The following is a 20,577-nucleotide window of genomic DNA, read 5'->3' as shown; positions in this document are numbered from 1 at the left end:
CGCCCAAGCTCAGCGCGCCGCGGCCTCGACGCGCGGCTTGAGCGCGGCCCAATCGGCCGAGCCGATCACCGCGTCGTTGAGCAGGAAAAGCGGCGTGCCCTGGAGATTATAGCGCTTGTTGGCGGTTTCGTGCACCGCGACGATCGCCTGCACGGCGGCCGGATCGGTCAGGCAGCGATCGAGCGTGGCGGGCGCCACCCCGGCCTTGCCGACATAGGCGTTGAGCCCGGTGCCCCGTGCCACCGCGCGCAGCTGCTCGCTCGGGGGCAGCGCGTCGATCTTCTTCTGATCGGCGGGCGTCATGCTCTGCGCATTGCCGATCCAGGTCTGCTGGGTGGAGAAGATCTCCTCGCTGACCGGGAAGGCGCCGCTCGCCCCCGCGCAGCGCGCCACCAGAGCGGCGGTGAGATCGAACACGTCGCGCGCATAGGGCCGGAACTCGAAGCTGAGCCGGCCGCTGGCGACGAGCTGCTTGATCTCCGGCATCGCCTCGGCGGCGAAGGCGGCGCAATGCGGGCAGGTGAAGCTGCCATATTCCACCAGCCGCGCCTTGGCCTTGGGATCGCCCATGCGCCAGCCGCCATCCGGCGTCATCTCGACATGATCGACCCAGCCGGACGCGGCCGCCGTGGCGGGCGGCGACGCGGCCGAGGCGGTCGCGGCCGGCGCGGCGCCGGCCTCGTTGCCCGCCGGCGGCGGGGACGCCCGATCGCACGCGGCGAGCGCGAGACAGGCGGCGGCAAGCGCCAGACCGGTCCTCACTGGCCGAGCGCCGCCTTGAGGCGCGGCTCCAGCGAGGCCCAGTCATAGACGGACGCCTGCGGCTCCCCGTTCAGGACGAAGCTGGGCGTGCCGGTGATGTTGTACTTCTGCGTGCCATCGGCCTGGGCCTTGGCGAAGGCATCGACCGCCTTGGTGTCGGCCAGGCAGGCCTGCGCCTTGGCCGCCGGCACGCCGCGCTGGCCGACAAAGCCGATATAGCCGAGCTGCTGCGCCCAGAGCGCGGCCTGGGCATTGGCGCTCTTGCCCTGCAGCTGCGCCTCGAAGCCGGGCGGCAGCGCCTGGAGCTTCTCGACCACGGCGGGCTGATCCGCGAACATCTGCTCGAGCAGCCCGAAAAAGGCCTCGGGGGCGACGCACTGGCCGAGCAGGATGGCCGCGAGATCCGGCGCGTGGATGGCGTAATCGCGGAATTCGTAGCTGACCTTGCCGGTGGACACATAGGTGTCGCGCAGCTTGGGCAGGCCTTCGGTGCCGAAGGCGGCGCAGTGCGGGCAGGTGCGCGAGCCATATTCGATGAGCTTTACCGGCGCATCCGGATTGCCCATGCGATAGCCGCCCTCGGGGGTGCGCGCCACCTGCGCGGCCCAGCCGCCGGCCGGAGCCGGGGCGACCGGCCCCGCCGCGCCCGCCACCGCCGTACCGCCGCCCCCGCCATCGGCGCCCTTCTTGCACGCGCCCAGCAGGAGCGCGGGCGCGGCCGCCAGCGCGAGCAGCACGAGACGAGGCTTGGACATGATCGGTAAGTCTCCTGAAAATCAGCCGCGCACGCGGGCGCGGATCTGCGGCTCCAGCGCCGCCCAGCCGAACACATTGTCGAGCTGTTCGTCGTTGAGGAAGAAGGCCGGCGTGCCGGCGATGCGGCGGGTGTTCCACGCCTCGCCGGCGGCGGCGGCTAGCCGGTCGCGCAGCTTGGTGTCGGCGAGGCACTGGTCGAGCCGCGCGGCGGGAATGCCGTGCGCCGCCGCGATCGCGGACAGGCCCGAGGCGGCGGCGAGCTGCGGCAGCGTATCGCCCTTGGGATCCTGCAGCGCGCCCTGGTGCGCGCCGGCCCAGGCGGCGGCGGCATCCACCCAATTCTGCTGCGCCTTGAACACCGCGACCGCCGTATCGACAAAGCCGGCCGGGCCGCCGCACCAGACGGTGGTGGCGGCGAGCAGATCGGCGCCGTCGCGCAGCGCCGCGCGGAACTCGAAGCTGAGCGCGCCGGTGCGGACATAGCGATCGCGGATCAGCGGAAAGGCTTCCTGCGCGAAGGCGGCGCAATGCGGGCAGGTGAAGCTGCCATATTCCACCAGCCGCGCCTTGGCGGCGGGATTGCCGATGCGGATGCCGCCCTCGGGCGTCATCACCGCCATCTTCGTCCAGTCGATCGCGTGATGCGCGCGGCGCGGCGCGGCGGCCGGCGCCGCCCAGGGGGTGACGAGCAGAAGCGCAGCGATCAGACGCAGGCCCAGGGGCAATCGCACCATCATCAGCTATCCGAAAGACGGGGAGGATCGGCGGTGAAGGCGAGGCCCTCCGCCAGCGATTCGAGCACGGCGCGCAGCTCGGGATCGCCGATCGCGCGCAAGCTGTCGCCCAGCGCGGCGGGCTTGAGCGCGGGCGGCGGCGCGGCGGCGGCGGCGCGGCGCGGGGCCGGGCGCGGCCGGGCGGCGCCCTGGCGGATCTGGATGCGCGCGACGGCGGCATAGCCGAAGAAGCGGTTCACCCGCTCGATCAGCGTCGGCGCGACATGCTGGAGCATCGCGGCATGCGCGCCCTCCACCGCCAGCGTCAGCACGCCCTCGGCGCGCTCGCCGGGCGGGAAGCGGATCGATTCGGGGGTGGAGACGCCGGCATATTTGGGGCCCACGATCTCGGGCCAGCGGCTCACCACCGCCGATTGCACGAAACCGAAGCGGCGAAAGGCGAGCCGGCCGATATCGGGCACGATCTCCGCGACGGCGCGCGGGCGCTGGGCGCGCGCCGGCTCCGCCGCCGGACGGCTGGCCGGCCGGGGACGGGATCGGCGCTTCGGGCTGGGGGCTTCGCTCATTCCGCCTCCCATGCCATAGGCGCCCCATGTCCGTCGATGCCGCTCGTGCGTCCGCCGCCCTGCTCGCCTGGTATGATCGCCATGCCCGCGCCCTGCCCTGGCGCGCGCCGCCCGGCGCGGCGACGGCCGCCGATCCGTACCGCGTCTGGCTTTCGGAGATCATGCTCCAGCAGACCACGGTGGCGGCGGTGATCCCCTATTTCGAGCGTTTCACCACGCGCTGGCCCGATGTCGCTGCGCTCGCCGCCGCCGAGGAGGGCGAGATCATGGCGGCCTGGGCGGGGCTCGGCTATTATGCGCGGGCGCGCAACCTGATCGCCTGCGCCCGCGCGGTCGCGGCGGCGGGCGGCTTCCCGCAGGAGGAGGAGGCGCTGCGCGCCCTGCCCGGGATCGGCCGCTACACCGCCGCCGCGATCGCCGCGATCGCCTTCGGCCGACGCGCGGTGGTGGCGGATGCCAATGTCGAACGCGTGGTGGCGCGGCTGTTCGCGATCGAAACGCCGCTGCCGGCGGCGCGCCCGACGCTCTACCGCCATACCGATCTCCTCACCCCCGCCGCGCGCGCGGGCGATTTCGCGCAGGCGATGATGGATCTGGGCAGCCGCGTCTGCACCGTGCGCGCGCCGCTCTGCCTCACCTGCCCGCTCCGGCCGGACTGCGCCGCCCAGAAACAGGGGCGGCCGGAGGATTTTCCGGTGAAGCCGCCGCGCCGCGCCAAGCCGCGTCGCCTCGGCATCGGCTATTGGCTGGAGGCCGAGGATCATGTGCTGCTGGTGCGGCGCCCCGCCAAGGGGCTGCTCGGCGGCATGCTCGGCCTGCCGGGTGGCGGCTGGGGCGCCGAGGCCGAGCCCGCGCCGCCCGCGCCTGCGGACTGGCGCGCGATCGGCGCTGTCGAGCATGTCTTCACCCATTTCGCGCTGACGCTCCGGATAGAGGCCGCGCGTCTGCCCACGCGGCCGATCGCGGGCGCGTGGTGGCCGATCGCGCGCATCGGCGAGGCCGGCCTGCCCACCCTGTTCGCCCGCGCCGCCGATCTGGCGCTGGCCCAAACCCGAACCCATAGCGAGAGTGCCTGATGTTCGATGCTCCCGGCTTTACCGGCGCGCCGCTCGATCGCTGCGACGCCGCCCGCCACGATCCCGCGCTGGTGGCGGCGATGCGCGCCGATCCCGAGGCGCGGCTGCTCGCGCTCGACGGGCTCGAGCCGCTGGTCGAGGACGGGCGGCTGGGCTGGCTGCCGGTGCCGCAGGAGGACGGCGTCGCGCTCGCCCTGCTCGGGCGATCGGAGGGGCGGCCGCGCTTCGCCGCGCTGACGCCCGGCGTCTCCGCCTATAAGCGCTCGCCCGAGCTGATGGCGCTGCTGCTCGACGAGCTGCCCGCCGGCGACGCCGCCCTCTATGGCGTGGCGCGCAGCCTAATCGACTGGCATGCGCGGCACGGCTTCTGCGCCCAGTGCGGCCATGCCACGGAGGTGCTGCGCGCCGGCTGGGCGCGGGCCTGCCCCGCCTGCGGCGCGCAGCATTTTCCGCGCGTCGACCCGGTGGTGATCATGATCGCCGAGCATGACGGCCGCGCGCTGCTGGGGCGCCAGCCCGGCTTTCCGCCCGGCCGCTATTCGGCGCTGGCGGGCTTTGTCGAGCCGGGCGAATCGATCGAGGAGGCGGTGGCGCGCGAACTCAACGAGGAGGCCGGCATCACCGTGGAGGCGATCCGCTATGTCGCCTCGCAGCCCTGGCCATTCCCGGCGCAGCTGATGATCGCCTGCACCGCGACCGCGCGCGACGATGCGCTGCGGATCGACACGCACGAGCTGGAAGACGCCTTCTGGGCGAGCCGGGACGAGGTGCGCGCGGCGCTGGCGGGCGCGCCCGATGCGCGGTTCCAGCCGCCGCCCGCTTATGCCATCGCGCATCTGCTGGTGCGGCGCTGGGCGGGCTGAGCCCGCGCCCGGCGGCCGGCGCGCGGCTTCAGCCCCGCGCGCGCGCCTGCGGATAGGTGCCCAGCACGCGCATCCAGCGGGTGTGGAATTTCAGCTCCTCGATCGCGCGGGCGACCGGCCCCTCCTCGGGATGGCCGACAATGTCGCAATAGAATTCGGTCGCGGTGATCAGCGGGCCGCGCTGATAGCTTTCCAGCTTGGTCATGTTGATGCCGTTGGTGGCGAAGCCGCCCATGGCCTTGTAGAGCGCGGCCGGCACGTTCTTCACCGCGAACATCAGCGTCGTCATGAAGGGACCGGCGCGGGCGAAGGCGGGCGCCTGCCGCGCCAGGGTGAGGAAGCGGGTGGTATTGTCCGCCTCGTCGGCGATGTTCTCGGCCAGGATCGGCAGGCCATAGGTGGCGGCGGCGAGCGCGGGGGCGATCGCCGCCACCCCCTCCGGCGCGCCCATCTCCGCCACCAGCGCGGCGGCGGCGGCGGTGTCCGGATAGGGGATGGGGCGGATGCCGCGCGCGCGCAGCCAGTGGCGCGTCTGGCCCAGCGCCTGGGGATGGCTCATCGCCTCGCGCACCGCCGCGAGGCTGCCGCCGCCGATCAGGCAGTGGCGGATGCCGAGAAAATGCTCGCCGGTGATGGTGAGCCCGCTTTCGGGCAGCAGGAAATGCATGTCCGCCACCCGGCCGTGCAGCGAATTCTCGATCGGGATCAGCGCGCAATCCGCCTGGCCCTCGCGCACCGCATCGATCGCGTCCTCGAAGCTGAAACAGGGCAGCGGCAGCGCATCGGGAAAGGCCTCGCGCACCGCGATGTGCGAATTGGCGCCCGGCGCGCCCTGAAAGGCGACGGCGCGTTCCGGCGCGGCGGCGACGGCGGCGCGCATGGCCTCGACAAGGCGGGCGGCGGGAGCGGGATAGGTCTGCATGGCGCGGCTGGTTACGCGCCTCGCCGCCTCGGCCGCAAGCATGCTTGCGATGCGAAGCCCGCGAATCTATTCCTGCTACCAAAGGCGGCCGCACGTCCGCCGATAAGGAGCCCCTGAGGGCCTGCGGGAGGTGTCTGGAGGATGACCGAGCGGAACGACGGCACCGGGACCGAAGAGGATCCCCCCCTGGCCGAGGACTATGTGGGCCAGCCGGTCAGCGATCGTGGCAATACCATCGCGGGCTGGGTGTTGTTCGCCGCCGGCTGCGCGCTGGGCCTGTCGCTGGTGACGGGCGAATATTTCCACTCCGAGCGGCCCGAGAAGATGGGCTATCAGGTGGAAGGCGTGGAGGCCGAGGCCGGCGCCGACAGCGGCGCCGCCGCCGAACAGCCCGCCGCCTTCTACCTCGCCAAGGCCGATCCGGCCAAGGGCGCGGACGTGTTCAAGAAATGCACCGCCTGCCATTCGGACCAGAAGGGCGGCCCCAACCAGATCGGGCCGCAACTCTGGGGCGTGGTGGGCCGGCCGGTGGCGAGCGAGCCGGGCTTCAGCTATTCGGACGCGCTCAAGGGCAAATCGGGGCCCTGGACCTTCGACGAGCTGTTCGCCTGGCTGAAGAGCCCCAAGGCCTATGCGCCCGGCACCAAGATGACCTTCGCCGGCCTCTCCAAGCCGGAGGACCGCGCGGATGTGATCGCCTATCTGAACAAGCAGGGCGATTCGCCGCAGCCGCTGCCCGCCGCCCCGGCGGCCGCGCCCGCCGCCGCCGCCGGCACCGAGGCGGGCGCCAAGCCGGGCGCCAACACCGCCGGCGAAGGCGCCAAGACCCAGCCGGTCGTCACCGAAGGCCAGGCGGCGGCGGGCGGCCATCCCGAGGGCAGTGTCGGCGGCGAAGGCGCGCCGAGCGTGACCGGCAACGCCGCCCAGACCAAGAAATAGGGGTGGCCGCCGCCGGGATGCGGTCCGGCGGCGGCGCCTCGCGGCTCAGCCGGCCGCGCCGCCATTGGCATCGAGATCATAATAGTCGCGCACGATGCGCCAGCCCTCGTCCGCCGTCTCCACGAAGCGGAACAGGTCCAGATCCTGCGGCGCGATCACGCCCTGATCGGCGAGTGCCTGGAAATTGACCACCTGGTTCCAGAAGTCCTTCCCGTAGAGCAGGATCGGCAGCGGCCGCATCTTGCCCGTCTGGATCAGGGTGAGCAGCTCGAAAAACTCGTCGAACGTGCCGAAGCCACCGGGGAAGACCGCGACCGCGCGCGCATGCATGGTGAAATGCATCTTGCGCAGCGCGAAATAGTGGAAGCGCAGCGAGAGGCCGGGCGTGACATAGGGGTTGGGCGCCTGCTCGTGCGGCAGCACGATGTTGAGGCCGATCGATTCGGCGCCGACATCGGCGGCGCCGCGATTGGCGGCCTCCATGATCGAGGGGCCGCCGCCGGAGCAGACGACGAACTGGCGCTTGCCCTCCGCATCCGCCGGCACCTGCGCGGCGAGCCGGGCAAGCTCGCGCGCGACCTCGTAATAGCGGGAATTGGCGGCGAGATTGCCGGCGATGCGGGCCTGTTCCGGGGTCTTGGCGGCGGCGCGCAGCGTTTCCGCGCGGGCCGGCTCGGGGATCCGGGCCGAGCCGTAGAAGACGAAGGTGGAGCCGATATTGGCCTCGTCCAGCAGCAGCTGGGTCTTGAGCAGCTCGAGCTGGAAGCGGACCGGGCGAAGATCGTCGCGGAGCAGCAGATCCTCGTCCTGATAGGCGAGGCGATAGGCGGGGTTGGCTGTCTGCGGCGTCGGCGCGGCGGCGCGCGCGGTGCGGGCATCGGCATCGGCGGCGGCGAACACGCGCTTGGGAAGGCCGTGCGCGGCGGCGGAGCTGGTCTTGCTGTCCTGGGTCATCCCGCGGCCCATAGAGGCTGATCCGCGCGCGGGGAAGCACCGGCGCCGCGCGCATCTCAGCGGCAGGCGCGGCCCGGCCCCATGTCGAAATGAAAATGGTTGCGGTGGAGCGCGTTGGCATCGGGGCCGAGCACCACCTGGAAGCGCCGACAGCCGGCATCATGCACCGCACGCAAAAAATTGCGGGCATAGGCGTCGGGCCCGTTCCAATCGTCGAGCACGGTGATGCGGCGGCCATTGGCCAGCACGAAGCCGGCGATGTCGACCGCGTTGGAAAGGCCGTGCTCCGACAGGCGGGCGCCGGCGACATTGTTGATCGGGCGGCAGGAATAGGTGCCGAAACTCTCGATCCGCACGACCGGCGCGCTCAGCCAGGCCAGCGCCGCCTTCTGGGTGGCGTCACGTGTCCAGCGCGTCAGCGCGTCGGCGAGCGGGCAGGTCATCTGCCCCAGATTCGTCACCGGCATGCCGATATCGAGCAGCCGCACCGCGCCGAGCGCCGAGCATTGGCTGGTATAGACGCGATCGGGCAGGCTCTCGAAGCGCGCGCCATCGGCGGCGAGGCTGGCGAGGCATTGGCGGTGCGCCGCCGCATCATAGGCCGGCCGCGCCGGCGCGGGTTGCGCGATCGATGCGGGGCCGCGCCGGGGCGGCGGCGCGGCCTGCGGCACGCACCCGGCGACGACCAGCGCCGCCGCCAGCGCGGCCCGGCGCCGCGCCGCGATCAGCGGAGCGCGGATGGCGGCGCGCTCATGAAGGGCGGGTCCGGAATGGTGGCGCGCGCCTCGTTCAGCATCAGCGACCAGCGTGTCGAGAGATCGTTGAAATAGGCATCGTCGCTTTCGATCCGGCGGCTCACCACCGGGCGGGCGCGCTCGGCCGGGATGGAGATGAGATCCAGCGGGCGGCCGACCGCGAGATTCGAGCGCAGCGTGGAATCGAAGGAGATGAGCCCCACTTTCACCACCTCCTCGAGCGGCGTGTCATAGTGCAGCGCGCGATCGAGGATGGGCTTGCCATATTTGGTCTCGCCGATCTGGAGAAAGGGTTGTTCGCGCATGCAGGCGATGAAATTGCCCTCGGCATAGATGCGGTAGAGGGCGAGCGGCCCCGGCCCCACCCGGCCGCCCACCAGCATCGCGCAGCTCGGCGAAAGCTGCGCGGTCTCGAGCTGGCGGGCGATATCGGCGCGGCAGGCATGGACCGCCTCGCCCACCAGCTGCGCGACGCGGAACATGCTCGGCATGGTGGCGACGGTACGCGGCGCCGATTCGCCCTCGTGCGGCGCCAGCCCCTCCGCGAGGCTCGCCAGCACCGATTGCGTGATCGAGAGATTGCCCGCCGAGGCGGCCACCACCAGCCGATCCGGCGCATCGGCCAGGATATGCAGCTTCCGGTAGACGGAAATATCGTCGACTCCGGCATTGGTGCGCGTGTCCGCGATCATCACCAGACCGGCTTCCACCAACATGCCAACGCAATAGGTCATGATGGCGTCAGCTTTGCCGCTGATCCTCGGCCTGCGCAACCGCCACATCGACATGCAGCGCCTCGTCGCCGCCGCCGATGCGCGCGCCGGAGATGGGCGCCGCGTCGCGATAATCGAGCGCGGCGGCGACGCGGACATAGGCATCGGTGGGGCAATGGCCATTGGCGGGATCGAACCCGACCCAGCCGAACTCGTCGAGCCAGGCCTCCGCCCAGGCATGGGCGGCCGGCTGGACCAGGGCGCCGTCGCTGCGCCACAAATGGCCCGAGACATAGCGCGCGGGGTGGCCCATCAGCCGCGCGGCGGCGATGAAGATATGGGCATGATCCTGGCACACGCCATGACCATCGGCAAAGGCGGTGGCCGCGTCGCGATGCGGATTGCCGTCGCCCGGATCGAAGGCGATGCGGGCCTGGACGGCGGCGCACAGCGCATGCAGCCGGCCGAGCGGCCGGGGCTCGGCGGCGGCGAGCGTCGCGGCGAAATCGGCGATCGCGGCATCGGCCTGGGTCTGCGGCGTGGCGCGCAGGAACAGGCCCGGCGGCAGCGGCTCATTGGTGCCTTCCACCATGCCGGCGCGATCCTCGGTCAGCACCTCGCCGGTGACGGTGAGGGTGATCGCCTCAAGCGGCCCGTCGACATAGAGCATGGTCGTCTCGTTGCCATAGCCGTCGCGCCCGGCGCGCAGCCGCGCGTCGCGATCGACATCGAGCCGCCACGCCACCACCGCCTGGCCGACAAAGCTGGCGGGGGTGAGGCGCAGCAGCTGGATCAGCCGGCGCTGCGGCTGGCTGAAGCGATAGGCGGTGCGATGTTCGATCAGCAGGCGCATCAGGCGAGAAACCGGAACTGGTGGGCGATGGCGGCATCGAGCCGGCTGTTCTCCGCGATGAAGGCCTGGAGAAATTCGTGCAGCCCGCCGGCGATGATGCCGTTCACGGTGGCGCGGCCGATGGTGGCGTGGCGCAGCCGCGCCATGCGATCGGCCTCGCCCTGGCGGCCCAGCCGGCGGCCGAGCGCGCCGAGCAGCGCGACGATCTCTTCGGACGAGGCGGCGATGGAGCGCGGCATCTCGGCGCGCAGCACCAGCAGATCCACCACCAGCCCCGGCTTCAGCCCGTCGCGATAGAGCCAGCGATAGGCGGTGACGGCGGAGACGGTGTGGAGGATGGTGGTCCATTGATCGCGATCGATCGGTCCGCCCACCTGCTCGCTCTCGGGCAGCAGCAGGTGATATTTCACGTCGATCAGCCGCGCGGTATTGTCCGCCCGCTCCACCGCCGCGCCGAGCCGGACAAAGGCGCTCGCCTCGTTGCGCAGCATCCGGTGGAGCGCGCCCTCGAAGCCGCGCGCCTCGGCGCGCAGCCGCTCCGCCAGCGCCAGCGTCGCCGCCGCGCCGCCCGCCGCGCGGCGATCGCGCAGCCCCAGCCAGGCGCGGTTGATCGCCTCCCAGGCCTCGCGCGTCAGCGCGGTGCGCACCGACTTGGCGTTGCTCCGCGCGGCATCGAGGCAGGAGCGGATCGAATTGGGGTTGGCACCATCGAGCGCGAGATAGGCGGTCACCGCCTCGGGCTCGATCGTGCTGCCGGTCAGCCAGAAGCCATCCTCGGCGGCGGCGACCGCGAGCGCGCTCTCCCAGGCGCCGGTGCCGGCCGGCCGCGCCGAGAGGAGATCGAGCCGCATCGTCGCCTCGATCAGCCGCGCGGTGAATTCGGCGCGCTCGACATAGCGGCCGAGCCAGTAGAGCGAGGCGGCGGTGCGGGCCAGCATCAGCCGGCGTACCGCAGCGCGCCGACCGGCGCCTGGCGGCGGCGCGGGCTGTCGGAGAGGATCAGGCTGTCCTTGGTGCCGCCGCCCTGGCTGGAATTCACCACCAGCGAGCCTTCGCGCAGCGCGACCCGCGTCAGCCCGCCCGGCACGATCTTCACGCCCTGCGCGCCGGTGAGGCAGAAGGGCCGGAAATCGACATGCCGCGGCGCGATGCCGGCCTCGGTCAGCGTCGGAACGGTGGAGAGCGCCAGCGTCGGCTGGGCGATATAGCGATGCGGCTCGGCGACCAGCGCGGCGCGGAAGCGCTCGATCTCGGCGGCAGACGCGGTCGGCCCCACCAGCATGCCATAGCCGCCCGAGCCATCGACCAGCTTGACGACCAGCGTCTCGAGCCGGTCGAGCGTGTAGCGCAGCGCCTCGGGCTCGCGGCAGCGGAAGGTCTGCACATTGGGCAGCATGGCGTCGCTGCCGGTGTAATATTTCACGATCTCCGGCATGTAGCTGTAGATCGCCTTGTCATCGGCAATGCCCGTGCCGGGCGCGTTGGCGAGCGTGACATTGCCCGCCAGATAGGCCGCCATCAGCCCCGGCACGCCGAGCATGGAATCGGGCCGGAACAGCAGCGGATCGATGAACTCGTCGTCGATCCGGCGGTAGATCACGTCCACGCGCACCCGGCCCTGGATGGTGCGCATCCAGACGATATCGTCGTCCACCTCGAGATCGGCCGCCTCGACCAGCTCGATCCCCATCGCATCGGCGAGGAAGCTGTGCTCGTAGAAGGCCGAGTTGAAGTGGCCCGGCGTCAGCAGCACGCACACCGGCTCGGTCCCCGCGCGCGGCGTGACCGATTGCAGCGTGGAGAGCAGCAGATCGGTATAATGATCCACCGGCTCGACCGCGAACAGCTCGAACAATTCCGGGCAGAGCCGGATCATCGCCTCGCGGTTCTCGAGCATGTAGGAGACGCCGGAGGGCGTGCGGGCGTTATCCTCCAGCACGTAGAATTCGTCCGCGCCGACGCGCACCATGTCGATCCCGCAGATATGCGCGTAGACGCCGTGCGGCGGCCGCACGCCCGCCACCTGCGGGCGCAGTTGCGGATTGGCGAGCAGCAGATCGGCGGGGATCACGCCATCGCGCAGAATGTGGCGCGGCCCGTACATATCCGCCAGGAACGCATTGATCGCGGTGACGCGCTGTTCCAGCCCGCGCTCCAGCTTGCGCCATTCCGACGCCGAGAAGATGCGCGGCACGATATCGAACGGGATGATGCGCTCGGCGGCCTCATCTTCCCCATAGACCGCGAAGGTGATGCCCAGCTGGCGGAAGGCCGCCTCGGCGGCGTGCTGGCGCCGGTGCAATTCGGCGGCGGGCGTCTCGGCGATCCACCGCGCGAGGGTTTCGAACTCCGCGCGCGCGGCCGTGCCGCTGCTATGCCCCCAAACCTCGTCGAACGCCGCCCGCGTCTCCATCAGCCCTCCGCCGCTCGCACCCGACTCGTAGAGTGCGGATTTTCCCCGCATCCGACAAGCGCTAGTTTATGCGGCCGCCGATCAGGCGATGGTCCGCTCCTTGGCGGGCAGCGGCGTGCGTCCACCCGATCCGGAATCGGGCACCGGCGGCGGATCGAAGGCCTGCCAGCCGGCCGCGGTAAGCCGCTCGATCGGGCGGAAGCGCGTCTTGTAGGCCATGCGCTCCGATCCCTCGACCCAGTAGCCGAGATAGACATAGGGCAGGCCGGCATCGGCGGCGCGGCGGATATGATCGGCGATGATGAAGGTGCCGAGGCCCGAGCGGGTCGGGTGGGCGGGATCGAAGAAGCTGTAGATCATCGACAGGCCATCGGCCTGCTGGTCGGTGAGGCAGGCGCCGATCAGCGCGCCGGGGGCGCCATGGGCATCGCGCTCGCGATACTCGATCATGAAGGTCTTGACCGGCGTCTGCTCGACCATGTCGGCGAAGTCGAACTCGTCCATATCGGCCATGCCGCCGCCGGGATGGCGCGCCGCCAGATAGCGGCGGAGCAGCCGGAACTGCTCCTCGGTCGTCCAGGGCTTGCACAGCGCGACATGCAGATCGGCATGTTTCTTGAGCAGCCGCTTCTGGCTCGTCGTCGGCACATAGGCGTCGGCCTGGACGCGCACCGACACGCAGGCCGAACAGCCCTGGCAGCTGGGGCGATAGGCGACCGACTGCGAGCGCCGGAAGCCGATGCGGCCCAGCGCGTCGTTCAGCTCGCCCGCATGGGCGCCGCTCAGTTCCGTGAAGACCTTGCGCTCCACCCGGCCCGGCAGATACGGGCACGGCCCGGGCGTCGTCACGAAGAAACGGGGAAAGCGAAAGGGGGCGCTCACCTCAGGGTCCAATCCCATCCCATGCCATGCCAACACGCGGCGATGCAGAGAGTTGCATGCCAAGACCAAGAACGGAACCTTAAAAGATCGTTAACGGCCCGCGACGCGACAAAAGGCGAAATCAGGCGAGTTCCGCGCGCGTCACCTCGTAGCCCTGGGTGAGCAGCGCCTCCACCAGCCGATCCAGGTGCGCGGCGTCGCGTGTCTCGCATTCGATCTCGGTAATCAACCCTTTGGCCGGCAGGGTCGTGAAGATCCGCTGATGCGAAACCTCCACGATGTTGACCTGCTGCTGCTCGAACACCCTGGCTACATTATAGAGCGCGCCGGGGCGATCCTGCAGCCGGATGCGCAGCCGCGCGAGCCGCCCCGACCGCGCGAGATCGCGCAGCAGCACATTGGCGAGCAGCCTCGTATCGATATTGCCGCCGCACAGCACCAGCCCCACGGTGCGCCCGGCGAAACGCTCGGGATGCGCCAGCAGCGCGGCCAGCCCCGCCGCCCCCGCGCCTTCGACCACCGTCTTTTCGATCTGCAGCAGCAGCGCCACCGCGCGCTCCAGATCGCGTTCGGCGACGAGCAGAATGTCGCGCACCAGCCGCTCCACGACCCGCGCGGTGATGCGGCCCGGCTCGCGCACGGCGATGCCCTCCGCGAGCGTATCGCCCTCGCAGGGCAGGCTCACGCCGTGAAGCCGCGCATACATGGAGGGGTAGAGCTCCGCCTGCACGCCGACGATATCGATCGCGGGGTTGAGCGCGCGCGCCGCGGTGGCGCAGCCGGCGATCAGCCCGCCGCCGCCGATCGGGATGCACAGCGTGTCGATCGCGGGCGCATCCTCCAGCATCTCCAGCGCCACCGTGCCCTGACCGGCGATGATCGCGGGATCGTCGAACGGATGGACGAAGGTGAGGCCACGTGCCTCGGCCAGCGCATAGGCATGGTCCTGGGCATCGTCGAAGCGCTCGCCGTGCAGGATCACCTCGGCGCCATGGCTCTCGGTGAGCTGGATCTTCACGATCGGCGTCGGCCGCGGCATGACGATGGTGACCGGCACGCCCAGCCGCGCGCCATTATAGGCGAGGCCCTGCGCATGATTGCCGGCCGAGGCGGCGATCACGCCGCGCGCCCGCTCCGCCGCGCTGAGCAGGCTGAGCTTGTTGAGCGCGCCGCGCTCCTTATAGGCGGCGGTGAACTGGTGGTTCTCGAACTTGAGCCAGATGTCGGCGCCGGTCAGCTGCGAGAGGGTGCGCGAATAGAGGGTGGGCGTGCGCACCACCGCGCCCGCGATCCGCGCATGGGCGGCGCGCACATCCGCCAGCGTCACCGGATCGGGCATCGCGGCCGCCGGCGCGGGATCGGACGCCGCGTCGCCGGCGGATGCGGAAAGCCTAGCCATGCGGCGGCCCTAGACCATCTGGCGGGCGGGCGGAAGAAGGGTTATCCCGCCCTCCATGGCGAAGCTGGCATTCATCGGATTGGGCGCGCTCGGCGCCCCGATCGCACGACATCTCGCCGCCGCCGGCCATGATCTCCGCCTCTATACGCGCACCCGCGCCAAGGCCGAGGCCTGGATCGCCGCTTATGGCGGCGCGATCGCCGACAGCCCGGCCGACGCCGCCCATGATCGCGATGCCGTCTTTACCTGCGTCGGCACGGACGATGATCTCGCCGAGGTCACGCTCGGCCGCGCCGGCGTGTTCCGCACGCTGCGCGCCGGCGCGCTGTTCGTCGATCATACCACCGTGTCCGCGCGCATCGCCCGCCAGCTGGCGGTGGAGGGGCGCGATCTCGGCCTGCTCGTGCTGGACGCGCCGGTGACCGGCGGCGAGAGCGGCGCGCGCGCCGGCGCCCTGTCGGTGATGTGCGGCGGCACCGCGCGCGCCTTCGCCGCCGCGCAGCCGCTGATCGCGCATTATGCGCGCCGGATCGTCCATATCGGCGCCGCCGGCGCCGGGCAGACGGCCAAGATGGCCAACCAGATCGCGATCGCGGGCATCGTCCAGAGCCTGGCCGAGGCGGTGCGCTTCGCCGAGGCGGCGGGGCTGGATCTGGCGCGCGTCTATGAGGCGATCGAGGACGGCGCCGGATCGAGCTGGCAGATGCGTCACTATTGGCGGACCATGGCCGAGGGCGCGTTCGATCACGGGCTCGCGGTCGACTGGATGCGCAAGGATCTCGGCCTCGCGATCGACGAGGCGCGGGGCAATGGTGCGGCGCTGCCGGTGGCGGCGCTGGTGGATCAATTTTTCGCGGAGGTGCAGCGCATGGGTGGCGGACGGCAGGATACATCGGCGCTGGTGCGCAGGCTGCCCGGCGGCAAGGCGGGCCAGTGAGGCGCGCGCCCCTCGCGCTTGCCGCGCTTGCCCTCGCCCTGCTGCCCGCCGCGCCCGCCGCGGCCAAGAAGCGCCCCATCTACGGCCCCGCGCCGGCCAACGAGGGCGGCCTGATCGACAATGTCGCCGGCTACACCATCGGCCCGGATGGGCAGGTGAAGCATTTCAACGGCCTGCTCATCGGTACGGATGGCAAGGTCAAGGCGCTGCTGCAGCCCGGCGATGCCCGGCCGCAATGGCTGGATTTCCGGCTGGACGGCAAGGGCCACGCGCTGCTGCCGGGGCTGTTCGATGCCCATGGCCATGTCATGGAATATGGCCAGTCGCTGCTGACGCTGGATCTCACCGCCACCACCAGCCTCGCCGGCGCGCTCACCGCGCTTGCCGCCTATGCCGGCGATCACCCTAAGCCGGCCTGGGTGCAGGGCTTTGGCTGGAACCAGGAACGCTGGGGGCTGGGCCGCTTCCCGACCGCCGCCGACATCGATCCCGCGGTGCGCGATCGGCCGGTGGTGCTGGAGCGCGTCGATGGCCATGCGCTGCTCGCCAACAGCGCCGCGCTCACCGCCGCCGGCATCAGCGCCCAGACCAAGGATCCCGCCGGCGGCCATATCGAGCGCGACGCGCGCGGCCGGCCGACCGGCGTCTTCGTCGATGCCGCGCAGGATCTGATCCGCCGCGTGGTTCCCGCCATGACCCCGCTGGAGCGCGACGAGGCGCTCGCCCGCGCGCAGGAGGCGCTACTCGGCTTCGGCGTGACCGCCACGGCGGACATGGGCACCAGCGTCGACGATTGGAACGTGATGCGGCGCGCCGGCGATCGCGGCGCGCTGCGCGTCCGCATCATCGCCTATGGCCATGGCATGGACGCCACCCTCTCCATCGCCGGCACCGGGCCCACCCAATGGCTCTACCGCGATCATCTGCGGATGGTGGGCGTCAAGCTCTATGCCGATGGCGCGCTCGGCTCGCGCGGGGCCTGGCTGAAGCAGCCCTATGCCGACAAGCCCGACACGCGCGGCCTCTCGCTGCTCGACGATACCAAGCTCAAGAATCTCATGAGCCGGGCGGCGATGGACAATTTCCAGGTGGCGGTGCACGCGATCGGGGATGCCGCCAATGCCGAGGTGCTGGACGCCATCGCCGAGCTTTCGGAAACCTACAAGGGCGATCGGCGCTGGCGGATCGAGCATGCGCAGATCGTCGATCCCGCCGATCTGCCGCGCTTCGCCGGCCACGGCACCATCGCCTCGATGCAGCCGACGCACGAGACGAGCGACTGGAAGATGGCCGAGGCGCGCCTCGGGCCCGACCGGATCAAGGGCAGCTATGCCTGGGCGACCATGCTCGCCAACCATGTACCGCTCGCCTTCGGCTCGGATTATCCGGTGGAAAGCCCCAATCCCTTCCCCGGCCTCGCCGCCGCGATCAGCCGGGTCGACGCGCAGGGCCAGCCGCCGGGCGGGTGGCAGCCGCGCGAGGCGATCACGCTGGATCAGGCGCTCGCCGCCTTCACCACCGGCGCGGCCTATGCCGCCTTCGCCGAGGACAAGCTCGGCACGCTGGCGCCGGGCCGCCCGGCGGACTTCATCCTGCTCGATGGCGATCCGCTCGCCCGGCCCGATCCCGCCCAGCTCCGCGCCACCCACGTGCTGGAAAGCTGGGTTGGCGGTGTCCGGGTGTGGCAGCGCAAATAGCGGGGATGGTCACCCGATCAGCGCGGCGAGCCGGGCGGCGAGCGCCGGCCCGTCGCCGCTGACGCGCACCCGCTTGATCCGCGCCGTCTCGCCCGAGACCAGCGCGACGCGGCCGCGCGGCACGTCCAGCACCGCGGCGAGATAGGCGCGGATCGCCGCGTTGGCCGCGCCATCGGTCGGCGGCGCCGCGACGCGGAGCGCCGCCATCCGCCGTCCGTCCGCGCCGGTGACGAGCCCGGCGAAGCCGGTGCGGCCGGCGCGCGGCGCGGCGCGCACCGCCAGCGTCACCGCATCGGGCGCGACGATCATCGGCATCAGCCGCCGCCGACCAGCCCCGTCAGCAGCGCCGGGCTGAGCAGCTGCGGCAGGACGCGCGGCGGCTTGCCGGGCGCATACCAGAGATAGAGCGGCACGCCCGAGCGGCCATGCGCCTCGAGAAAGCGGCCGATCGCCGGGTCGCCGCGCGTCCAGTCACCCACCATCGTCACCACGCCGGCCCGGCGGAAGGCCGCCCTGGTCTCGGCGCGATCGATCGCGGCGGCTTCGTTCACCTTGCACGACAGGCACCAGTCCGCCGTGAAATAGAGGAAGACGGGGCGGTTTTCGGCGGTCAGCGCGGCCAGCCGATCGGCATCGAAGCGCGTGGCGCCGTCGGCGGGCGCCGCGCCGACGGCGGGGGCGCCCGCCGGCGCGCGCGGCGCCGCCGTCAGCAGCGCCGCCGCCAGCGCCACGCCGATGCCCGCCGGCAGCCAGGCCGCGCGCGCGAGCCGGCGCTGGCGCTGGCCGGTGATCCACAGCCCGAGCGCCAGCAGCAGCACCGCGCCGAGCGCGACGATGATCGCGTCCGCCCCCGCCTCGCGTCCCAGCACCCAGCACAGGCCTAGCGCGGTCAGCAGCATCGGCACCGCCAGGACGTGGCGGAACCGCTCCATCCAGGCCCCCGGGCGCGGCAGCGCGCGCCGCAGCGCCGGCACGAAGCCGAGCGCGAGAAAGGGCAGAGCAAGGCCCAGCCCGAGGCCGGCGAAAATGGCGAGCGCGGCCGCCGCCGGCAGCACCAGCGCGGCGCCCAGCGCGGCCGCCATGAACGGGCCCGTGCAGGGCGTGGCGACGAAGGCGGCGAGCGCGCCCGTCCAGAAGGCGCCGGCCGCCCCGCCCGACGCCGCCAGCCCCTCGCCCGCGCTCACCGCGCCGAACTCGAAAAGGCCGGCGAGATTGAGCCCGATCGCGGCGGTGAGCAGGGCAAGGCCGGCGATCACCCCCGGATCCTGGAGCTGAAAGGCCCAGCCGACCGCGCCGCCAGTGGCCCGCAGCGCCAGCAGCACCGCGCCGAGCCCGGTGCAGACCAGGATCACCCCCGCCGCATAGGCCAGCGCCTCGCGCCGCACCTGCCGCTCCGATCCGCCGGCGCGCGCCAGCTTGAGCGCCTTGAGGCTGAGTATCGGAAAGACGCAGGGCATGATGTTGAGCAGCAGCCCGCCCAGTACGGCGCCGCCGAGAGCGGCGAGGATCAGCCCGAAAGAGGGTCCGGCCGGTGCGGGCGCCGGCGGCGGCGGGGCGGCCACCACGCCCGGGCGCGCGGTGAAGGCGAGGCCGCTGCCGTCGCCGGGCGCGAGCACCGCCTCGATCGTCGCCGGCCATGGCGCGCCCGTGCCGGGCGCCGCGCCGGTTTCGATCGTCAGCCGGTCGCCGGCGCGGCTGAAACGCTGCGCCGCGCCCGGCGCGACCACGCCCTCGCTCGCGACGAACAGATGCGGCGCCGGCAGCGCCACGGCGGCCGGCAGCGGCAGCGCCAGGCGCACCGTGGCGCCCACGCGCTGCACCCGCGCCTCCGCGCCCAGCGGCCGGGGCAAGGCGCGGCGCCAGCCATCGAAGCGCGCGCGCACGGCGGGATCGATCGCGCCGTCCCCGATCCGCAGCTGCGTGGCGAGCGTCGCGCTTTCGGGCACGCAGAGGCTGGTGGTGCACACCAGATAATCGAGCGCCAGCCGGATCGGCAGGCGGGTGCCGCGCGCCAGCCCCGCCGGCAGGTGCAGCGGCACGAGCAGCGCGAACGGCTTTTCGTAGACATGGTTCATCAGCCCGGCGACGCGCAGCGTGCCCGGCACGGGATAGAGCGGCGCATCCGCGCGCACGCCGGGCGGCACGGTCCAGGTGAAGCGCGGGGCGAGCCCGGCATCGCCCGGCTGCCGCCAATAGCCGTGCCAGCCCGGCTGCGGCACCATCGTCACCGCCAGCGTCACCATGGTGCCGGCGGCGGGGCTGTCGGTTTCCGGCACCAGCCCGGTGAGGATATGCGGGCCGCCGCCCGGCGCCTGCGCGACGAGCGGCGCGGTCGCCAGCGCGGCGAGCAGCGCGAGCAGGAGGCGCAGCAGCGTCATGGCGCGTCAGCGCGTCTCGAAGGCGGTGATGCCGGGGCCGAGATGATTATTGGCGATCCGGAGCGGCTGGTGGCTGTAATCGGCGACGAACACGGTGCGGTAGCTTACACCGGGCGCGAGCGTGGCGATATTGTTGACGATCGCGAGGCCGGCCGAGGGATTGGCCTGTTCCTCGGCGGCGACCGCGATGATCGCCGAGTGATTTTCCTTGTCCGGGCCCTGCAGCATGATGTTGCGCGCGATCGTGCCGGTCGCGCCGGAGGGCAGATCGATCAGATAGTTGGTGGTGTGGCCGCGGGAATCGTCGAAGCTGTTGTCGGTGATCTCGGCGATGCGCGCGCGGCTCTTCAGATAATGGCCGCCCTGCCCCTTCTCGAAGCGGCTGTGGGTGACGATGAGCCGGCCATAATGGCCGACATAGAGCGAATGCGCGCAGGACAGGCCGCGATCGCACCGGCCCAGCCGCGCGAAGCTGGTGCGATCGACGCGGATGGTGGCGGCGGGATCATCGGCGGTGAGAATGCCCTCCTCGCTGTCGCGGAAGGTGGCGTTGGTGACGGTGAGGCCGCCATGCTCGAGCCGGATCCCCGCGCCATTGCCGTCGGGCACGCGCAGATTCTGGAAGACGATGCCGTCCACCAGAGCATCGGCGCCGCGCAGCACCAGCGCGGCCTTGCCCTCGCAGATCGCCCCGTCGAAGATCGCGGTGCCGCTGGTGCGCGCGCGCAGCGCCACCCGGCCCTGGCTCACCACCGCGCATTCGGCATAGCGGCCGGGCGCCACCAAAATGGTGGCGTCGCCGCCATTGGCCGAGGCGACGGCATCGGCGAGATGCGCGAAGCCGCGATTGCTCTCCTGCACGAAGAAGGGCGCGGATTGCGCCTGGGCGGCGCCGGCGGCGCTCGCGGCGATCAGGGCGGCACAGGCAAGCAGGCGCGTCATCGGCACACTCCGTCGAACTCGCGGGAGTGCTGCCAC

21 protein-coding genes are annotated in these 20,577 nt (G+C 71.8%); 5 read left to right on the top strand and 16 right to left on the bottom strand.

Annotated elements, in window-relative coordinates; translation table 11 throughout:
• Positions 1–9 precede the first annotated feature (9 nt).
• From LHA26_RS12085 to LHA26_RS12070, 4 genes are read right to left on the bottom strand one after another with little or no spacing between them, the layout of a single operon-like run.
• A complete protein-coding gene (locus LHA26_RS12085) occupies positions 10–762 on the bottom strand; it encodes a thioredoxin domain-containing protein (protein ID WP_252165855.1) in 753 nt (250 codons plus the stop codon).
• Positions 759–1,517, bottom strand: a complete 759-nt coding sequence (locus tag LHA26_RS12080; RefSeq protein ID WP_252165854.1) for a DsbA family protein — start codon at positions 1,515–1,517, stop codon at positions 759–761. The genes LHA26_RS12085 and LHA26_RS12080 overlap by 4 nt, the downstream gene beginning before the upstream one ends.
• Before the next feature lie 21 nt (positions 1,518–1,538).
• Positions 1,539–2,255 (bottom strand): thioredoxin domain-containing protein, encoded by a 717-nt coding sequence (locus LHA26_RS12075; RefSeq protein ID WP_252165853.1) that lies wholly within the window; start codon positions 2,253–2,255, stop codon positions 1,539–1,541.
• Positions 2,255–2,818: a DUF721 domain-containing protein gene (locus LHA26_RS12070; RefSeq protein WP_252165852.1), complete on the bottom strand. Its 564-nt coding sequence runs from the start codon at positions 2,816–2,818 to the stop codon at positions 2,255–2,257. Before LHA26_RS12070 ends, LHA26_RS12075 begins: the two co-directional genes overlap by 1 nt.
• Before the next feature lie 26 nt (positions 2,819–2,844).
• Between LHA26_RS12070 and LHA26_RS12065 the strand changes: the two genes are divergently transcribed.
• Positions 2,845–3,894, top strand: coding sequence for an A/G-specific adenine glycosylase (locus LHA26_RS12065; RefSeq protein WP_252165851.1), 1,050 nt, complete (start codon positions 2,845–2,847; stop codon positions 3,892–3,894).
• Positions 3,894–4,757 carry an NAD(+) diphosphatase gene (nudC, locus tag LHA26_RS12060; protein WP_252165850.1) on the top strand — a complete coding sequence of 288 codons (864 nt, stop codon included), beginning with the start codon at positions 3,894–3,896 and terminating at the stop codon, positions 4,755–4,757. The genes LHA26_RS12065 and nudC overlap by 1 nt, the downstream gene beginning before the upstream one ends.
• Before the next feature lie 28 nt (positions 4,758–4,785).
• Here the strand turns inward: nudC and LHA26_RS12055 are convergent, their stop codons facing one another.
• Positions 4,786–5,679, bottom strand: coding sequence for a prephenate dehydratase (locus tag LHA26_RS12055; RefSeq protein ID WP_252165849.1), 894 nt, complete (start codon positions 5,677–5,679; stop codon positions 4,786–4,788).
• 141 nt (positions 5,680–5,820) lie between these two features.
• On the opposite strand from LHA26_RS12055, the gene LHA26_RS12050 reads away from it, so the two are divergent.
• A complete protein-coding gene (locus tag LHA26_RS12050) occupies positions 5,821–6,618 on the top strand; it encodes a c-type cytochrome (protein ID WP_252165848.1) in 798 nt (265 codons plus the stop codon).
• Between the two features lie 45 nt (positions 6,619–6,663).
• Here LHA26_RS12050 and LHA26_RS12045 read toward each other — a convergent pair whose 3' ends face one another.
• From LHA26_RS12045 to LHA26_RS12010, 8 genes are all read right to left on the bottom strand, one after another.
• Positions 6,664–7,572 (bottom strand): LOG family protein, encoded by a 909-nt coding sequence (locus LHA26_RS12045; RefSeq protein ID WP_252165847.1) that lies wholly within the window; start codon positions 7,570–7,572, stop codon positions 6,664–6,666.
• Between the two features lie 56 nt (positions 7,573–7,628).
• Positions 7,629–8,243 (bottom strand): extensin family protein, encoded by a 615-nt coding sequence (locus tag LHA26_RS12040; RefSeq protein ID WP_252165846.1) that lies wholly within the window; start codon positions 8,241–8,243, stop codon positions 7,629–7,631.
• A gap of 53 nt (positions 8,244–8,296) precedes the next feature.
• Positions 8,297–9,061: a proteasome-type protease gene (locus LHA26_RS12035; RefSeq protein ID WP_252165845.1), complete on the bottom strand. Its 765-nt coding sequence runs from the start codon at positions 9,059–9,061 to the stop codon at positions 8,297–8,299.
• 7 nt (positions 9,062–9,068) lie between these two features.
• The gene (locus tag LHA26_RS12030; RefSeq protein ID WP_252165844.1) at positions 9,069–9,893 is read right to left on the bottom strand and encodes a transglutaminase family protein; all 825 of its coding nucleotides are present in this window, start codon (positions 9,891–9,893) and stop codon (positions 9,069–9,071) included.
• The gene (locus LHA26_RS12025; protein ID WP_252165843.1) at positions 9,893–10,831 is read right to left on the bottom strand and encodes an alpha-E domain-containing protein; all 939 of its coding nucleotides are present in this window, start codon (positions 10,829–10,831) and stop codon (positions 9,893–9,895) included. Before LHA26_RS12025 ends, LHA26_RS12030 begins: the two co-directional genes overlap by 1 nt.
• The gene (locus LHA26_RS12020; RefSeq protein ID WP_252165842.1) at positions 10,831–12,306 is read right to left on the bottom strand and encodes a circularly permuted type 2 ATP-grasp protein; all 1,476 of its coding nucleotides are present in this window, start codon (positions 12,304–12,306) and stop codon (positions 10,831–10,833) included. Before LHA26_RS12020 ends, LHA26_RS12025 begins: the two co-directional genes overlap by 1 nt.
• Before the next feature lie 81 nt (positions 12,307–12,387).
• Entirely contained in the window at positions 12,388–13,188 is an 801-nt protein-coding gene (locus tag LHA26_RS12015) for an arginyltransferase (protein WP_252165841.1), read from the bottom strand.
• 121 nt (positions 13,189–13,309) lie between these two features.
• The gene (locus tag LHA26_RS12010; RefSeq protein ID WP_437441212.1) at positions 13,310–14,587 is read right to left on the bottom strand and encodes a threonine ammonia-lyase; all 1,278 of its coding nucleotides are present in this window, start codon (positions 14,585–14,587) and stop codon (positions 13,310–13,312) included.
• A 55-nt stretch (positions 14,588–14,642) separates the two neighbouring features.
• On the opposite strand from LHA26_RS12010, the gene LHA26_RS12005 reads away from it, so the two are divergent.
• Together LHA26_RS12005 and LHA26_RS12000 are read left to right on the top strand one after the other, a co-directional pair.
• On the top strand, positions 14,643–15,524 hold the full coding sequence (locus LHA26_RS12005; protein ID WP_252165840.1) for an NAD(P)-dependent oxidoreductase: 882 nt from the start codon (positions 14,643–14,645) through the stop codon (positions 15,522–15,524).
• Positions 15,521–17,221: an amidohydrolase gene (locus LHA26_RS12000; protein ID WP_437441211.1), complete on the top strand. Its 1,701-nt coding sequence runs from the start codon at positions 15,521–15,523 to the stop codon at positions 17,219–17,221. Before LHA26_RS12005 ends, LHA26_RS12000 begins: the two co-directional genes overlap by 4 nt.
• 9 nt (positions 17,222–17,230) lie before the next feature.
• On the opposite strand, the gene LHA26_RS11995 is transcribed toward LHA26_RS12000, so the two are convergent.
• Genes LHA26_RS11995 through LHA26_RS11985 form a run of 3 tightly spaced genes read right to left on the bottom strand, consistent with a single transcriptional unit; the run spans position 17,231 to position 20,541 of the window.
• A complete protein-coding gene (locus tag LHA26_RS11995; protein ID WP_252165839.1) occupies positions 17,231–17,536 on the bottom strand; it encodes a DUF167 domain-containing protein in 306 nt (101 codons plus the stop codon).
• Positions 17,536–19,599, bottom strand: a complete 2,064-nt coding sequence (locus LHA26_RS11990; protein ID WP_252165838.1) for a protein-disulfide reductase DsbD family protein — start codon at positions 19,597–19,599, stop codon at positions 17,536–17,538. Before LHA26_RS11990 ends, LHA26_RS11995 begins: the two co-directional genes overlap by 1 nt.
• A gap of 6 nt (positions 19,600–19,605) precedes the next feature.
• On the bottom strand, positions 19,606–20,541 hold the full coding sequence (locus tag LHA26_RS11985; protein WP_252165837.1) for a right-handed parallel beta-helix repeat-containing protein: 936 nt from the start codon (positions 20,539–20,541) through the stop codon (positions 19,606–19,608).
• Between the last annotated feature and the right edge of the window lie 36 nt (positions 20,542–20,577).

It is taken from the genome of Sphingomonas morindae (assembly GCF_023822065.1).
Lineage (GTDB): Bacteria > Pseudomonadota > Alphaproteobacteria > Sphingomonadales > Sphingomonadaceae > Solisphingomonas > Solisphingomonas morindae.
This window is presented reverse-complemented; position numbering and strand designations above follow the sequence as displayed.

Excerpts from the sequence above, each read along its gene's own strand:
- LHA26_RS12080 (WP_252165854.1), bottom strand. The coding sequence starts at position 1,517 with ATGTCCAAGCCTCGTCTCGTGCTGCTCGCGCTGGCGGCCGCGCCCGCG.
- LHA26_RS12075 (WP_252165853.1), bottom strand. The coding sequence starts at position 2,255 with ATGATGGTGCGATTGCCCCTGGGCCTGCGTCTGATCGCTGCGCTTCTG.
- LHA26_RS12070 (WP_252165852.1), bottom strand. The coding sequence starts at position 2,818 with ATGAGCGAAGCCCCCAGCCCGAAGCGCCGATCCCGTCCCCGGCCGGCC.
- LHA26_RS12065 (WP_252165851.1), top strand. The coding sequence starts at position 2,845 with ATGTCCGTCGATGCCGCTCGTGCGTCCGCCGCCCTGCTCGCCTGGTAT.
- nudC (WP_252165850.1), top strand. The coding sequence starts at position 3,894 with ATGTTCGATGCTCCCGGCTTTACCGGCGCGCCGCTCGATCGCTGCGAC.
- LHA26_RS12055 (WP_252165849.1), bottom strand. The coding sequence starts at position 5,679 with ATGCAGACCTATCCCGCTCCCGCCGCCCGCCTTGTCGAGGCCATGCGC.
- LHA26_RS12050 (WP_252165848.1), top strand. The coding sequence starts at position 5,821 with ATGACCGAGCGGAACGACGGCACCGGGACCGAAGAGGATCCCCCCCTG.
- LHA26_RS12045 (WP_252165847.1), bottom strand. The coding sequence starts at position 7,572 with ATGACCCAGGACAGCAAGACCAGCTCCGCCGCCGCGCACGGCCTTCCC.
- LHA26_RS12035 (WP_252165845.1), bottom strand. The coding sequence starts at position 9,061 with ATGACCTATTGCGTTGGCATGTTGGTGGAAGCCGGTCTGGTGATGATC.
- LHA26_RS12030 (WP_252165844.1), bottom strand. The coding sequence starts at position 9,893 with ATGCGCCTGCTGATCGAACATCGCACCGCCTATCGCTTCAGCCAGCCG.
- LHA26_RS12025 (WP_252165843.1), bottom strand. The coding sequence starts at position 10,831 with ATGCTGGCCCGCACCGCCGCCTCGCTCTACTGGCTCGGCCGCTATGTC.
- LHA26_RS12020 (WP_252165842.1), bottom strand. The coding sequence starts at position 12,306 with ATGGAGACGCGGGCGGCGTTCGACGAGGTTTGGGGGCATAGCAGCGGC.
- LHA26_RS12010 (WP_437441212.1), bottom strand. The coding sequence starts at position 14,587 with ATGGCTAGGCTTTCCGCATCCGCCGGCGACGCGGCGTCCGATCCCGCG.
- LHA26_RS12005 (WP_252165840.1), top strand. The coding sequence starts at position 14,643 with ATGGCGAAGCTGGCATTCATCGGATTGGGCGCGCTCGGCGCCCCGATC.
- LHA26_RS11995 (WP_252165839.1), bottom strand. The coding sequence starts at position 17,536 with ATGCCGATGATCGTCGCGCCCGATGCGGTGACGCTGGCGGTGCGCGCC.
- LHA26_RS11990 (WP_252165838.1), bottom strand. The coding sequence starts at position 19,599 with ATGACGCTGCTGCGCCTCCTGCTCGCGCTGCTCGCCGCGCTGGCGACC.
- LHA26_RS11985 (WP_252165837.1), bottom strand. The coding sequence starts at position 20,541 with ATGACGCGCCTGCTTGCCTGTGCCGCCCTGATCGCCGCGAGCGCCGCC.